Here is a 14,381-nt window from a genome sequence, read left to right as displayed (position 1 = left end):
TCCCCCACAACCCGCTGAGGCCCCACCGTTCATGGACCCTGACACCCAGACTCTCACGCGCGCCGAATCCGGCCGCCGCCGTTCCCGATCGTCCGCGACGACCCGCTCCGCGACCGCTCCCACGGTCAAACGACTCGACCTGCAGGGCCTCCGTGCGCTCGCGGTCGGACTCGTCATCCTGAACCACGCGTTCGAGTGGCCGGCGGGCGGCTTCGTCGGGGTCGACATCTTCTTCGTGATCTCGGGGTTCCTCATGACCTCGCTGCTGTACCGGGAGTACGAGCGCTCGGGGACGATCCGGTTCTCCGCGTTCTACCGCCGCCGCATCCGGCGCTTGATCCCCGCATCCGCGACGGTGATCGCAGTGACGATCGCGGGAGCCTTCGCGCTGTTCGGCCCTGGCCGGTTCCTCTCGACGGTGTGGGACGGCGTCGCCGCGCTGTTCTTCGTCTCCAACTGGCGGTTCGCCGCCGTCCAGACCGACTACTTCGCGCAGGGGGCGCAGACCTCGCCGTTGCAGCACTACTGGTCGCTGAGCCTGGAGGAGCAGTACTACCTCGTCTGGCCGATCGCGGTCCTCGTGCTGGGGTTGCTCGTGGCCGGTCGGCACCGCCCGCGGGTCCTGGCCGCCGCGCTGTGCCTGGTGGTCACAGCAGGCCTCTTCCTCGTGGCGCTCCAACTCACGGAGGCCGACAGCGCGACCGCCTACTTCATCACCCCGGCCCGCCTGTGGGAGCTCTCGATCGGTTCGACGGTCGCACTCTGCATGCCGCTGTTCGACCGGCTCCCGTCGATGTGGCGCCCGTCGATCATGCTGCTCTCGCTCGCCGGCATGATCACGGCGGCCGTCATCACCCCGTCGGGAGCGGGGTTCCCCGCGCCCTGGGCGCTGGTGGCGGTCATCAGCACGGCCGTGTTCATCGCGTTCCCGTGGCAACCGCGGCGGGCGTGGCTCAACCCGCTCGCGAACCCGGTCGTCTCGCATGTCGGGGACATCTCGTACTCGCTCTACCTGTGGCACTTCCCGGCGCTCATCCTCATCGCGGAGGCGTTCCGGGGGCTGCCAGGGGAGAAGACCGCGATCCCGGCGGTGGTGTCGATCGTGATCGCGTTCGGGTTGTCCGAGGTGTCGTACCGGTATGTCGAGGAGACGGTGCGGAAATCTGCCTGGTTGGAGCCGCGGAGGAAGCGGCGCATGGCCGGCCGCTCGCGGGCCAAACCGCTCATCGTCCTCGCCGCATCCGCGGTCACCGCAGCGGCGCTCGCGCTCGCGTTCATCGCAGACGATCGCGCAACGGACCGGGAGCCCTCGGCCGCAGCGACGGCGCCGTCGCAAACGGCAGACGTGCTCGACCCAGGCGCCGATCGGCCCGCGCTCGACTCCCTCTCAGCCGAGCTGGCGACCGCGCTCACGGCGAAGAGCTGGCCCGAGCTCAGTCCGAGCATGGACAGCGCAGTAGCGGGATACGAGCGGGATGACGCGACGATCGCGTGCTCGAATCAAGTCTTCCCCGGCCTGGGGTCGTGCACCTGGGGCGCCGCTGACGCGCCGCACTCCGTGGCGATCGTCGGCGACTCCATCTCGGTCGGCTATGTCGCGATGCTGCGCGCGCTCGCAGACGGTTCGAACGGTCAGCTCACGGTCAGCACCCTCGGCATGTACGCGTGCCCGTTCGTGGACTTCGAGACGACGAACGGTGAGGCGTCGTTCAAGCGGGCATGCCCGGGGCGCAAGGGACAGGCGATCGACAACATCGCGGAGCTGAAGCCGGATGTCGTCATCGTCTCCAACACGTACATCCCGCTGAACAAGACCAGCGACGGCGCGCCATTCACGCCCGACGAGTATGCGGCAGGACTGCGCCCGTTCCTCGAGCGGATCACGCCGAACACCGGCAAGGTCCTGCTGCTCGCGCCTCCGCCGGCGGAGAAGGACGTGCGCGAGTGCTACTCGCCTCGAACCGGACCCAACGCGTGCATCACGACGGTGCCCTCCCGCTGGAAGGCGATGGGAAAGGCGGAAGCCGCCCTCGCCGCAGAATTCGGCGGTGCGTGGATCGACAGCCGGCACCTCTTCTGCGTGAAGTCGAAATGTCCGGCGTTCGCCTCGGGGATGCCGATCAAATTCGACCATATCCATCACACCGAGGAGTACTCGCGCCACATCGCCGCCGGGTTCGTCGCGCTTGTGGCGCAGCAGGGGATCGGCCTCGCCGGAGCGCAGGAAGACGGAGAGCACGAATGACCGGCTCCGAGACGATGACCACGCCGCAGAGGCGTTCCGAGGTGCGCCGGTCGCGTGCGGCGGTCCCGGCGGCTCGCCGCGGGGCGCCGGAGCCGTCGCGTACGAAAGTGCGGCTCGACCTGCAGGGCCTGCGTGCCGTCGCCGTCGGGCTTGTCGTCCTAAACCACGCCTTCGAGTGGCCCGCCGGCGGCTTCGTCGGCGTCGACATCTTCTTCGTCATCTCCGGTTTCCTGATGACGTCGGTGCTGCACCGCGAGTACGAGCGGAGCGGGCGCATCAGGTTTCTCGCGTTCTACCGCCGGCGCATCCGGCGGCTCATTCCGGCGTCCGTCGCGGTGCTGGCCGCCACCGTGATCGGCGCGTGGGCACTGTTCACGTCCGGCCGGTTCGTCACGACCGTCTGGGATGCGCTCGCGTCGCTGTTCTTCGTCTCCAACTGGCGGTTCGCCGCCGCACAGACCGACTACTTCGCGCAGGGCGCCCAGACCTCCCCGCTGCAGCACTATTGGTCGCTCAGTCTGGAGGAGCAGTACTACCTGGTCTGGCCGGCGGCGATCCTCGCCATCGCTCTGCTCGTCGCACGCGGAAGTCGGCCGCGCGTGCTCGCCGCCGCGATCACCCTCGCGATCACGGCCGCCCTCTTCATACTCTCCCTGCAGCTCACACAGGCCGACAGTGCGAGCGCCTACTTCATCACGCCTGCCCGGCTTTGGGAACTCTCGGTCGGCGCAACGGTGGCGCTCTGTATGCCGTGGTTCTCGCGGTTGCCGGCCTTCTACCGTCCCGCCATCGCTCTGCTCGCGCTGGCGGGCATGATCCTGGCGAGCGCGATCACGCCGTCCGGCCAGGGTTTCCCCGCACCGTGGGCCGCGCTCGCCGTGCTCAGCACCGCGGCTTTCATCGCCTTCCCCTGGCAGCCGAGGCGTTCGTGGCTCAACCCACTGGACAACCCGTTCCTGAGCTATATCGGGGACATCTCCTACTCGCTGTACCTCTGGCATTTCCCGGCGCTCATCCTCGTGGCGGAGCTGGCCCGCGGGACATCGGCCTCCGGAACGGCGATCCCCGCGCTCGAATCCATCGCGCTCTCGGTCGTGCTGGCGGCATTGTCGTACCGCTTCATCGAGGAGCCTGTTCGCCGTTCGTCGTGGTTGGAGCCACGGAAGAAGAAGCGGTCACGCGGAGCGTCGGGCTCGCGAGCCAGAGCTGTGACCCTCGGAGCGGTGGCGGTGGCCACCGTCGGAGCTCTGGTGTTCGCATTCACGGTGGATCGGAACTCGTCGACTCCCCAGGCGTCCGCGGAGAAGACAGCGGCGCCGGAGACGGGAGACATGCTCGGCGGCGGCGCCGATCGAGTCGCGCTCGACTCGCTCTCGACGGCGATCACGACGGCTCTCGCCGCTAAGAGCTGGCCAGAGCTCAGCCCGAGCATGGACAGTGTCGTCGAGAACTACCAATTCGAGCCAGCCGTGCACGCGTGCGCGAGTTCGAACTATCCAGGAGTGGACAAGTGCACCTGGGGTGACGCGAACGCCCCGCACTCCGTGGCACTCGTGGGCGATTCGATGTCGATCGCCTATGTGGCGATGATCCGTGCCCTTGCCGAGGGATCGGGCGGGCAGCTCCGGGTCACATCGCTCGGACTCTACAGTTGCCCCTTCGTCGACATCCACACGAACAGTCCGAATCCCCAGTACGAGGCCGCCTGCCCCGGGCGCAAAGAGCTCGCGATCTCCACTCTGGCCGAAATGCGACCGGAGATCGTCTTCATCGCGAACGGACCGGCTGCGGATATCAACCTCGACACGGGGAAGAAGATCACGCCCGCCGAGTACCAACAGGGCCTCAAACGGTATCTCGAGAGGATCACACCCACCGTCGGAAAGGTCGTCCTCCTTGCGCCGCCCCCTGCCCAGAAGGATGTGCGGGAGTGCTATTCCCCTCGAAGCGCACCGGCCGACTGCGTGACCGCCGTTCAGCCGACCTGGAAGAAGTACACCATGTCGGCCGAGCAGACTCTCACAGAGACCGGCGGACAGTTCGTCGACACCAAGCAGCTCTTCTGCGTCTCCAACACATGTCCGGCCTTCGTCGACGGCATACCGGTCAAGTTCGACATGACGCACATCACCGAGGAGTACGCGCGGTACATCGCGCCGGCGTTCGTCGCCCTCCTCGCCGAGTCGGGTGTGAGCCTCACCGGCACGTAGCTCCCCGGCTCACTCCTCCTCGACGACCTCGATCACGAACGGCCCCGCCTGCGGACGCTTCGGCAGCACATGATCCCCCGACGACTGGTGCCGGATGCGCCGCAGCACCCACGGCACCAGGTACTCGCGCGCCCACGACAGGTCCTCCGCGCGGGCCTGCCGCCAGGTCCGGGCGGGTAGCGGTTCCGGCTCGAGGGGCTGGAGGTCGTTGTCCACGTTGAGGGCGGCCAGGACCATGCGGGCGACGGTGTGGTGGCCGAGCGGGGCGAGGTGGAGGCGGTCGGGGGCCCACATCCGGACGTCCTGGATCTCGGTGAGCGACCACAGGTCGGCGACGATCGCGTCGTACTTCGCGGCGACCGCGCGGATGTTCTCGTTGTAGATCGCGACCTTGCCGCGGATGCCGCGGAACACGGGGGAGAAGCCGACGTCCGCGCCCGTGAAGACCACCACCGTGGCGCCCTCCGCGCTCAGGCGGCGCACCGCCTCGTCGAACAGCGCGGCGATCACGTCCGGGTCGGTGCCGGGGCGGATGACGTCGTTGCCGCCGGCCGAGATCGTGATGAGGTCGGGGCGGAGGGCGACCGCCGCGTCGACCTGCTCGTCCAGGATCTGCTTGATCAGCTTGCCGCGGACGGCCAGGTTCGCGTAGGCGAAGTCGTCCGTCTTGCTGCTCAGCACCTCCGCCACGCGGTCGGCCCAGCCGCGGTGTCCGCCCGGGCTGAGCGGCTCCGGGTCGCCGATGCCCTCGGTGAACGAGTCGCCGATCGCGACATAGCGGGACCACGGATGCTGAGCTTGGACCATCCCTCCATTCTGCATCCGGCGGAGGCCCGGCGGCGATTGTCAGGCGGCTCCGGTAGATTCGATCCAAGTGGAGACGAACGCAGCAGCCTTGCCCGATGAGCCCGGGATGAGCGCTGGCGTACCCGCAGACAGTGCAGAACTCGACCTCTCGGCCGGCGCCCGCGCGGGCAGTTTCGCCGCCGAGCACCTGTCCCCGTCGTTCCCCGAGCGCGCCGCCTGGGGCACCGCCGGCAAGCTCCGCGCCTGGCAGGCGGAGGCCCTCGACGCCTACTTCGTGCACGAGCCGCGCGACTTCCTCGCGGCCGCGACGCCGGGCGCAGGAAAGACCACCTTCGCGCTCCGGCTGGCGACCGAGCTGCTGTCGCGCCGCGTCGTCGAGCGGGTCACCGTCGTCGCGCCGACCGAGCACCTGAAGCGGCAGTGGGCGGAGGCGGCGGCCCGGGTCGGCCTCCACCTCGACCCCGACTTCCGCAACGCGGACGGGCGGTACGCCCGGCACTACAAGGGCGCCGCGGTCACCTACGCGCAGGTGGCGATGCGGCCGAGCCTGCACAAGGACATCACCGAGTCGTACCGCACGCTCGTCATCCTGGATGAGGTGCACCACGGCGGTGACGCGCTGTCCTGGGGCGACGGGATCCGCGACGCGTTCGAGCGAGCCACCCGGCGGCTGTCGCTGACGGGGACGCCGTTCCGCTCCGACACCGCGCCGATCCCGTTCGTCGCCTACCTGCCCGACCGGCAGGGCATCCGCACCTCGGTCACCGACTACAACTACGGCTACGGCCGTGCGCTCAGCGACGGCGTCGTGCGCCCGGTGATCTTCATGGTCTACGCCGGGCACATGCGCTGGCGCACCAAGACCGGCGACGAGATGGAGGCGCGGCTCGGCGAGGGCAACACCAAGGACATCACGTCGCGGGCCTGGCGCACGGCGCTCGACCCGCGCGGGGAGTGGATCCCGGCGGTGCTGAGCGCGGCGGACCGGCGGCTCACCGAGGTGCGCAACTCCATCCCGGACGCCGGCGGCCTCGTGATCGCGACCGACCACTACACGGCCCGCGCCTACGCCGACCTCCTGCAGCAGATCAGCGGGGAGCCGGTCACCGTCGTGCTCTCGGACGAGAAGGAGGCCAGCGACCGGATCGCCGACTTCTCCGCGGGCGACTCGCGGTGGATGGTCGCGGTGCGGATGGTGTCGGAGGGCGTGGATGTGCCGCGGCTGGCGGTCGGCGTGTACGCGACCAGCGCCTCCACCCCGCTGTTCTTCGCGCAGGCGATCGGGCGCTTCGTGCGCGCGCGCCGCCGTGGCGAGACGGCGTCGGTGTTCCTGCCGAACGTCCCGACCCTCATGGCGCTCGCGAACGCCCTGGAGATGGAGCGCGACCACGCGCTCGACCGGCCGACGGAGGAGGGCGGGGAGGGTGACCTCTGGAACCCGGAGGACGCCCTGGTCGCGGACGCCAACAAGGAGTCCCGCGCGTCGGAGGCGCTGACCGAGCAGTTCGCGTTCGAGGCGCTCGGGTCGGAGGCCAACTTCGACCGCGTGGTCTACGACGGGCGCGAGTTCGGCGGGTTCGCGGTGCCGGGCACCGACGAGGAGCTCGATTTCATCGGGCTCCCCGGCATCCTGGAGCCCGACCAGGTGCACGACCTCCTGATGCAGCGTCAGCAGCGGCAGGCGCGACGGCACTCGTCCCGGCCGGCCGCGGCCGACGGGCACCCGCCCGCGCCGCTGCACCGCACGCTCAAGGAGCAGCGGCAGCTCCTCAACAGCCTGGTCGGCCTCTACTCGAAGAACTCGGGGGAGCCGCACGGTCTCATCCACGCCGAGCTGCGCCGCGTGTGCGGCGGTCCGGCGGTGGCGCAGGCGAGCGTGTCGCAGCTCCAGCAGCGCATCGAGTGGCTGCGGAAGCGGATCGGGCGGTAGCGGGACGCGGCGCCCGGGACGCGCTTAGATGACCCCGAGGGCCAGCATCGCGTCCGCGACCCGGACGAACCCCGCGACGTTCGCCCCCAGCACGTAGTCGCCCGGGGCGCCGTACTGCTCGGCGGTCTCCGCGCAGCTGTCGTGGATGGCGGTCATGATGTCGTCGAGGCGCTGCTCGGCGTACTCGAGCGTCCAGGCGTCCCGCGACGCGTTCTGCTGCATCTCCAGGGCCGAGGTCGCCACGCCGCCCGCGTTCGCCGCCTTGCCCGGCGCGAACAGCACGCCGGCCGCGCGCAGCACGTGGACGGCCTCCGGCGTGCACGGCATGTTCGCGCCCTCGACCACGGCGGCGACGCCGTTGCCCGCGAGGGTGGTGGCGGCGGTCGCGTCCAGCTCGTTCTGCGTGGCGCAGGGGATCGCGACGTCGATCGGGGTCTCGGCCGCGAGCGCCCAGATGTCGCCGTTGGCGCGGTAGTCCGCGGAGGGGCGCCGGGCCGCGTACTCGGACAGGCGGGCGCGCTCCACCTCCTTGAGCCGGCGGAGCAGCTCGACGTCGATGCCGTCGCGGTCGTAGACGACGCCGGAGGAGTCCGAGCACGCCATGACGGTCCCGCCGAGCTGGTGCACCTTCTGGATGGCGTACAGCGCGACGTTGCCGGAGCCGGAGACGAGCACCCGCGCGCCGTCGAAGGAGCGCCCGCGGGTGGCGAGCATCCGTTGCGCGAACACGACGGCGCCGAAGCCGGTCGCCTCCGTGCGGACCAGCGAGCCTCCCCAGCCGACGCCTTTGCCGGTCAGCACGCCCGACTCGTAGCGGTTCGTGATGCGCTTGTACTGGCCGAACAGGTAGCCGATCTCGCGGCCGCCGACGCCGATGTCGCCCGCCGGCACGTCGGTGTACTCGCCGAGGTGGCGGTACAGCTCGGTCATGAACGACTGGCAGAACCGCATCACCTCGGCGTCGGAGCGGCCCTTCGGGTCGAAGTCGCTGCCGCCCTTGCCGCCGCCGATCGGGAGGCCGGTGAGCGCGTTCTTGAAGATCTGCTCGAAGCCGAGGAACTTCACCGTGCCGAGCGTGACGCTCGGGTGGAAGCGCAGGCCGCCCTTGTACGGGCCGAGCGCCGAGTTGAACTCCACCCGGAACCCGCGGTTGACACGGATGTTCCCCTCGTCGTCCGTCCACGGCACCCGGAAGATGAGCTGTCGCTCCGGCTCCGTCATGCGCTCCAGCACGGCCGCGCGTGCGTAGTGCGGGTTGGCCTCGATGACCGGGCCCAGCGAGCCGAGCACTTCGCGTGCCGCCTGATGGAATTCGGGCTCCCCGGCGTTGCGGCGGAGGACGTCGTCCAGGAGGGAGGAGAGCGCGGGAGTCACACGGAGGCCTTTCTCTATACGTAAGATTTCTGAGTCTACTCTCATACAACTCGCCGGCTTCGCCACGAGCGCCCTCCACTCCGGTGGTTCGATGGGGGAATGAGCACGGAGCGCGACGCCGAACACGGCACCATCGACCGCGGGGAGCGGTTCCTGGAGGTCCTCTTCCGCGTGACCCTGGTGCTGAAGGGCGCGGACGGTGTGCTCGAGCTCATCGGCGGCGTCCTGCTGCTCTTCCTCACGCCGCAGCGGATGAACGCGGTCGTCGTCTTCCTCACGCAGCACGAGCTCGGGGAGGACCCGAACGACCCGGTCTCCAACTGGATCGTCCACTTCGGCCACACCCTCACCGGCTCCGCGACGCTGTTCGGCGCGGTCTACCTGCTGCTGCACGGCGTCGTGAAGGTCGTGCTCGTCTGGGCGGTGCTGAAGGAGCAGCTCTGGGCGTACCCGTGGATGCTGGGCTTCCTCGTGGTGTTCATCGGCTGGCAGACGTGGGAGCTGGCCAGGCACTTCTCCTGGGGGCTGCTCGGGCTCACCCTGTTCGACCTGCTCATCGTGGCGCTGACCGTCCACGAGTACCGCGTGCAGCGCCGGCTGCGGGCGGCGAGACGCGCGAAGGCGGCCGAGGGCCAGCCGGCCGCGGGTTAGGTTCGGCTGCGCTTGCTGGAATCCGGGGCGCGAGGTTCCTAGGCTGACGCTATGACCGCGGAGACCGTGAACGGAAAGCACCCCGACGAACCCCACCGCGAGGGGATCGCGCAACGGCTGAACTGGCTGAGGGCCGGCGTCCTCGGCGCCAACGACGGCATCGTGTCCGTCGCGGCGGTCGTCGTCGGTGTCGCGGGGGCCACGCCTGCCGTCCCCGCCATCCTGACCGCCGGCCTCGCCGCCCTGGTCGGCGGCGCGATCTCGATGGCCCTTGGCGAGTACGTGTCGGTGAGCAGCCAGCGTGACAGCGAGCACGCGCTCATCGCGAAGGAGCGCCGCGAGCTGGAGGAGATGCCGGAGGAGGAGTTGGCCGAGCTGACCGGACTCTACGAGGCGAAGGGCCTCAAGCCCGAGACCGCGCGCCAGGTCGCGATCGAGCTCACCGAGCACGACGCGCTCGCCGCGCACCTCTCCGCTGAGCTCGGCATCGACCAGGACGACGTGGTGAGCCCGTGGCACGCCGCGATCGCGTCCGCCATCTCGTTCACGATCGGCGGCATCCTGCCGCTGCTGACCATCCTGACGCCGCCGGCCATCCGCATCCCGCTGACCTTCGTGGTCGTGCTGATCGCGCTGGCGGCCACCGGCTACGTCGCGGCCTACATCGGCGGCGCCTCGCGCGGCAAGGCGATGCTGCGTGTGGTGATCGGCGGCGCGCTGGCGCTGGCGGCCACGTTCGCGATCGGCGCGCTGCTCGGCACGACGGTAGGCTGACGCCCTCGGGCTGCTGAAGGGGGAGCGATGAAGGAGAAGCTGGAGATCGTGCGGGACTGGCTGCCCCGCTACACCGGCACGCCGCTGGAGGAGTTCGGCGAGCACGTCCTGCTCACCAACTTCGGCGACTACGTCTACCGGTTCGCCGAGTGGTACGGCGCGGAGGTCCGCGGCACCGACCGCTCGATGCCGAACGCGACCGCCGACGGCATCACGATGATCAACTTCGGCATGGGCAGCCCGAACGCGGCGACGATCATGGACCTGCTGAGCGCGGTGAGCCCGAAGGCGGCGCTCTTCCTCGGCAAGTGCGGCGGGGTGAAGAAGAAGAACCAGCTCGGCGACCTGGTGCTGCCGATCGCGGCCATCCGCGGCGAGGGGACGTCGAACGACTACCTGCCGCCGGAGGTGCCCGCGCTGCCGGCCTTCCAGCTCCAGCGCGGTGTCTCCACCAGCATCCGCGACGCCGGCTACGACTACTGGACCGGCACGGTGTACACGACGAACCGGCGGGTGTGGGAGCACGACGACACCTTCAAGACCTACCTGCGGCAGACCAGGTGCATGGCGGTCGACATGGAGACGGCGACGATCTTCGCTGCCGGGTTCGCCAACCACATCCCGGCCGGGGCGCTGCTGCTGGTGTCGGACCAGCCGATGATCCCGGAAGGCGTCAAGACCGCCGAGAGCGACCGGAGCGTGACCGCGCAATTCGTCGAACGGCACATCCGGATTGGCGTGGAGGCGCTGCGCCTCGTCCGCCGCAACGGACGCAGCGTCCGCCACCTCCGCTTCGAAGACGCCTAACCCGTCGCCCGCCCTCCGCCGAGGGGCACGTTGTTGTCACTTTTCGAGCCCGTAAGTGACAACAACGTGCCCCTCGGCGGATTGTTTGGGGGTGGGAGTGCGCGTCAGTGGCCGGTGAGGGGGGCCATGGCGCGGGCGATGAGGGACGGGCGGGCGGTGGCGCGCTCCTCCAGGTCGGCGCCCTCCATGGCGACGAGTCCCGCGTTGGCGCCGAGGAAGCGCAGCGGCTCGGGCTCCCAGCGCGGCGAGCGGTGGCCGACCCACGGGAGCTCCGTGAGCGCGGTGCGCCGGTCGGTGATCAGGTCGGCGAGGGTGCGGCCGGCGAGGTTCGTCGTGCTCAGGCCGTCTCCGACGTAGCCGCCGGCCCAGGCCTCCCGCGACCCGCGGTCGATGCCGACCGCGGCGTGCCAGTCGCGCGGCACGCCGAGCGGGCCGCCCCAGTGGTGCGTGATCCGCACGCCCGCGACCGCGGGGAACAGCTCGCCGAGGGTGCGGACGAGGTGGTCGCGCACGCGCGGTGAGCGGTCGTACGACGGGTGGATGGCGCTGCCCAGGTGGTAGCGGGCGCCGCGGCCGCCGAACGCGATCCGGTTGTCCGCTGTGCGCTGCCCGTAGACGATCAGGTGGCGGAAGTCCGCGAAAGTCTGGCCGTGCTCGATGCCGATCCGGTCCCACACCGCGTCGGACAGTGGCTCGGTCGCGATCATCAGCGAGTACAGCGGGAGGACGCTCCTGCCCACCTGGGGGAGCTGCGAGCCGTAGCCCTCGGTGGCGTTCACGACCGTGCCCGCCGTCACCGTGCGCTCGACGCCGCCGACGCGCACGCGGACGACGCCGTCCGTCCAGCTCAGGACCTCCGTCCGCTCTACGATGGTGGCTCCGCGGCGCTCGACGGCGCGGGCGAGGCCGCGCACGAGCTTGGCGGGGTGGACGCGCGCGCACGCGGGCGTGATGGTCGCAGCGACGGCGTCCGGGACGCCGTAGCGATCCTGCACCGTCTCGGTTCCGGCGAGCGCCACCCGGTCGACGCCGTACTCCTCGGACTCGGCGAACTCGGCTCGCGCGGCGGCGAGCTGGACGCGGTCGCGGGCGAAGGTCACGGTGCCGCCGCGGACGTAGTCGCAGTCGATGTCCTCGGCGGCGGCGACGCGGCCGACCTCGGCCACGGTGTCCACCATCGCCTGGCGTTGCGCGACCGCGGCCTCGCGGCCGTAGCGGGCGTCGAGGGCGGAGGCCGACCAGGGGAACAGCGCGGAGCACCAGCCGCCGTTGCGGCCGGACGCGCCGAAGCCGGCGACCTCCCGCTCCAGCAGCAGGATCTTCAGGCCGGGGTCGAGCTCCTGGAGGTAGTAGGCCGTCCAGAGACCCGTGAGGCCCGCGCCGACGATGGCCACGTCCACGGTGGCGTCGTCGGCCAGGGCCGGGCGGGGACGGAAGCCGTCCTCGGCCTCGGCGATCGAGTCGAACCAGAAGCCGACACTGCGGTAGTCCACGTCACTCCTCAACACGTCAGGGAAACATCACGTCAGGAAAAGAGGAACGAGCCCGCGCTCCGCCCAAGTGGTGCGGTGCGCGGACTCGTCCGGTGGTGCGTTCCTTACAGGTGGTTGCTCGCCTCGGTGAGAACCGACTCCAGGATCTGGCGGATCTCGACGAACTCGTCCGGGCCGATGGTCAGCGGCGGCGCGAGCTGGACGACGGGGTCGCCACGGTCGTCGGCGCGGCAGTACAGGCCCGCGTCGTACAGCGCCTTGGAGAGGAAGCCGCGCAGCAGGCGCTCCGACTCGTCGTCGTTGAACGTCTCCTTGGTGGCCTTGTCCTTCACCAGCTCGATGCCGAAGAAGTAGCCGTCGCCGCGGACGTCGCCGACGATCGGGAGGTCGAGCAGCTTCTCCAGCTCGGCACGGAACAGCGGCGAGTTCTCGCGGACGCGCTCGTTGAGGCGCTCCTCCTCGAAGATGTCCAGGTTCGCCAGCGCGACCGCGGAGGACACCGGGTGCCCGCCGAACGTGTAGCCGTGGTAGAACGACGTGTTGCCGTGCTTGAAGGGCTCGTAGATCCGGTCGCTGATGATCGTCGCGCCGATGGGGGAGTATCCGGAGGTCATGCCCTTGGCGCAGGTGATCATGTCCGGCACGTAGCCGTACTGGTCGCAGGCGAACATGTGCCCGATGCGGCCGAAGGCGCAGATGACCTCGTCGCTGACCATGAGCACGTCGTACTTGTCGCAGATCTCGCGCACCCGCTGGAAGTAGCCGGGGGGCGGCGGGAAGCAGCCGCCGGAGTTCTGCACCGGCTCCAGGAAGATCGCGGCGACGGTCTCGGGACCCTCGAACTGGATCATCTCCTCGATGCGGTTCGCGGCCCAGACGCCGAAGGCCTCGATGTCGTCGGTCGGGGCGCCCATCTCGCCTGCGCGGTAGAAGTTCGTGTTCGGGACGCGGAACCCACCGGGGGTGAGCGGCTCGAACATCTCCTTCATGGCCGGGATGCCGGTGATGGCCAGCGCGCCCTGCGGGGTGCCGTGGTAGGCGACGGCGCGGGAGAGCACCTTGTGCTTGGTCGGGCGGCCCTGCAGCTTCCAGTAGTACTTGGCCAGCTTGAAGGCGGTCTCGACGGCCTCGCCGCCACCGGTGGAGAAGAAGACGCGGTTGAGGTCGCCCGGCGCGTAGTGCGCGAGGCGGTCCGCGAGCTCGATCGCGTTCGGGTGGGCGTAGGACCAGATCGGGAAGAAGGCGAGCTGTTCGGCCTGCTTCGCGGCCACCTCGGCGAGGCGCTTGCGGCCGTGGCCGGCGTTCACCACGAACAGGCCGGAGAGGCCGTCGATGTAGCGCTTGCCGTGGTCGTCCCAGATGTGGTGGCCCTGGCCGCGGGTGATGATCGGGACGCCGTGGCCCTCCTCCATCACCGACTGGCGCGCGAAGTGCATCCAGAGGTGGTCGCGCGCTTTCGCCTGCAGGTCGGCCTCATCGGGTGTGATGGGCTCACCGAACGTTTCAACGGTTGTCGTCATTGTTATCGCGTTCCCCAGTTGTAGAACTGTTTGTGGAGTTTGAGGTACACGAACGTCTCGGTGGAGAGCACTCCCTCGAGGGTCCGGATCTCGGAGTTGAGCATCGTGATGAGGTCGAGGTCGTTCTCGCACACGACCTCCGCGAGGATGTCGTACGTGCCTGCCGTGAGGACCACGTAGTCCACGGAGGGCATCGCCGCGAGCTTGTCCGCGATCACCAGCGTGTCGCCGGTGACGCGCACGCCGATCATCGCCTGGCGGTAGAAGCCGAGCTGCATCGGATCGGTGACGGCCACGATCTGCATCACACCCGACTCGGTCAGCTTCTGCACGCGCTGGCGCACGGCCGCCTCGCTGAGACCGACGGCTTTGCCGATCTCCGCATAGGACTTGCGGCCGTCCACCTGCAGTTGCTCGATGATCGCTTTGGAGACGTCGTCGATGACCGCAGCCTTCGTGCCGTTCGTTGCCCGAGGGGTACTCATGGAGCGATTCTGTCAGTGGCGAGGCGGTCTAGCAAGCGGATCCGCACATTCTTGCCCGATTCACCGACGAAATCAGTAGACTCCC

At 69.7% G+C, this 14,381-nt stretch carries 11 protein-coding genes; 6 read left to right on the top strand and 5 right to left on the bottom strand.

The window, feature by feature from the left end; translation table 11 throughout:
- Positions 1-31: 31 nt before the first annotated feature.
- Complete coding sequence (locus ABH923_RS02025; protein ID WP_370053556.1) at positions 32-2,245, top strand: acyltransferase family protein; 2,214 nt, start codon at positions 32-34, stop codon at positions 2,243-2,245.
- Positions 2,242-4,455 (top strand): acyltransferase family protein, encoded by a 2,214-nt coding sequence (locus ABH923_RS02020; RefSeq protein ID WP_370053554.1) that lies wholly within the window; start codon positions 2,242-2,244, stop codon positions 4,453-4,455. The genes ABH923_RS02025 and ABH923_RS02020 overlap by 4 nt, the downstream gene beginning before the upstream one ends.
- A gap of 9 nt (positions 4,456-4,464) precedes the next feature.
- Here the strand turns inward: ABH923_RS02020 and ABH923_RS02015 are convergent, their stop codons facing one another.
- Positions 4,465-5,262, bottom strand: coding sequence for an SGNH/GDSL hydrolase family protein (locus ABH923_RS02015; RefSeq protein WP_370053552.1), 798 nt, complete (start codon positions 5,260-5,262; stop codon positions 4,465-4,467).
- Positions 5,263-5,368: 106 nt separating this feature from the next.
- Here ABH923_RS02015 and ABH923_RS02010 point away from each other — a divergent pair, with 106 nt between their 5' ends.
- A complete protein-coding gene (locus ABH923_RS02010; RefSeq protein WP_370053550.1) occupies positions 5,369-7,192 on the top strand; it encodes a DEAD/DEAH box helicase in 1,824 nt (607 codons plus the stop codon).
- Positions 7,193-7,216: 24 nt separating this feature from the next.
- Here the strand turns inward: ABH923_RS02010 and gdhA are convergent, their stop codons facing one another.
- Complete coding sequence (gdhA, locus tag ABH923_RS02005; protein WP_370053548.1) at positions 7,217-8,566, bottom strand: NADP-specific glutamate dehydrogenase; 1,350 nt, start codon at positions 8,564-8,566, stop codon at positions 7,217-7,219.
- A 99-nt stretch (positions 8,567-8,665) separates the two neighbouring features.
- On the opposite strand from gdhA, the gene ABH923_RS02000 reads away from it, so the two are divergent.
- Genes ABH923_RS02000 through ABH923_RS01990 form a run of 3 tightly spaced genes read left to right on the top strand, consistent with a single transcriptional unit; the run spans position 8,666 to position 10,798 of the window.
- Positions 8,666-9,217, top strand: coding sequence for a DUF2127 domain-containing protein (locus tag ABH923_RS02000; RefSeq protein ID WP_370053546.1), 552 nt, complete (start codon positions 8,666-8,668; stop codon positions 9,215-9,217).
- Between the two features lie 51 nt (positions 9,218-9,268).
- Positions 9,269-9,991, top strand: coding sequence for a VIT family protein (locus tag ABH923_RS01995; RefSeq protein ID WP_370053544.1), 723 nt, complete (start codon positions 9,269-9,271; stop codon positions 9,989-9,991).
- 27 nt (positions 9,992-10,018) lie between these two features.
- The gene (locus ABH923_RS01990) at positions 10,019-10,798 is read left to right on the top strand and encodes an AMP nucleosidase (protein ID WP_370053542.1); all 780 of its coding nucleotides are present in this window, start codon (positions 10,019-10,021) and stop codon (positions 10,796-10,798) included.
- 104 nt (positions 10,799-10,902) lie between these two features.
- Here the strand turns inward: ABH923_RS01990 and ABH923_RS01985 are convergent, their stop codons facing one another.
- The 3 genes from ABH923_RS01985 to ABH923_RS01975 all read right to left on the bottom strand — a co-directional run bounded on the left by ABH923_RS01985 (position 10,903) and on the right by ABH923_RS01975 (position 14,296).
- The gene (locus ABH923_RS01985) at positions 10,903-12,291 is read right to left on the bottom strand and encodes an NAD(P)/FAD-dependent oxidoreductase (RefSeq protein WP_370053541.1); all 1,389 of its coding nucleotides are present in this window, start codon (positions 12,289-12,291) and stop codon (positions 10,903-10,905) included.
- 104 nt (positions 12,292-12,395) lie between these two features.
- The gene (locus ABH923_RS01980) at positions 12,396-13,811 is read right to left on the bottom strand and encodes an aspartate aminotransferase family protein (RefSeq protein ID WP_370053539.1); all 1,416 of its coding nucleotides are present in this window, start codon (positions 13,809-13,811) and stop codon (positions 12,396-12,398) included.
- A gap of 2 nt (positions 13,812-13,813) precedes the next feature.
- A complete protein-coding gene (locus tag ABH923_RS01975; protein WP_370053537.1) occupies positions 13,814-14,296 on the bottom strand; it encodes an Lrp/AsnC family transcriptional regulator in 483 nt (160 codons plus the stop codon).
- Positions 14,297-14,381: the final 85 nt, after the last annotated feature.

The sequence above is a fragment of the Leifsonia sp. EB41 genome, assembly GCF_041262565.1.
Lineage (GTDB): Bacteria > Actinomycetota > Actinomycetes > Actinomycetales > Microbacteriaceae > Leifsonia.
This window is presented reverse-complemented; position numbering and strand designations above follow the sequence as displayed.

What these genes read in the sequence shown, in the direction of transcription:
- ABH923_RS02025 (WP_370053556.1), top strand. Translation starts at nt 32, where the DNA reads ATGGACCCTGACACCCAGACTCTCACGCGCGCCGAATCCGGCCGCCGC.
- ABH923_RS02020 (WP_370053554.1), top strand. Translation starts at nt 2,242, where the DNA reads ATGACCGGCTCCGAGACGATGACCACGCCGCAGAGGCGTTCCGAGGTG.
- ABH923_RS02015 (WP_370053552.1), bottom strand. Translation starts at nt 5,262, where the DNA reads ATGGTCCAAGCTCAGCATCCGTGGTCCCGCTATGTCGCGATCGGCGAC.
- ABH923_RS02010 (WP_370053550.1), top strand. Translation starts at nt 5,369, where the DNA reads ATGAGCGCTGGCGTACCCGCAGACAGTGCAGAACTCGACCTCTCGGCC.
- ABH923_RS02000 (WP_370053546.1), top strand. Translation starts at nt 8,666, where the DNA reads ATGAGCACGGAGCGCGACGCCGAACACGGCACCATCGACCGCGGGGAG.
- ABH923_RS01995 (WP_370053544.1), top strand. Translation starts at nt 9,269, where the DNA reads ATGACCGCGGAGACCGTGAACGGAAAGCACCCCGACGAACCCCACCGC.
- ABH923_RS01990 (WP_370053542.1), top strand. Translation starts at nt 10,019, where the DNA reads ATGAAGGAGAAGCTGGAGATCGTGCGGGACTGGCTGCCCCGCTACACC.
- ABH923_RS01980 (WP_370053539.1), bottom strand. Translation starts at nt 13,811, where the DNA reads ATGACGACAACCGTTGAAACGTTCGGTGAGCCCATCACACCCGATGAG.
- ABH923_RS01975 (WP_370053537.1), bottom strand. Translation starts at nt 14,296, where the DNA reads ATGAGTACCCCTCGGGCAACGAACGGCACGAAGGCTGCGGTCATCGAC.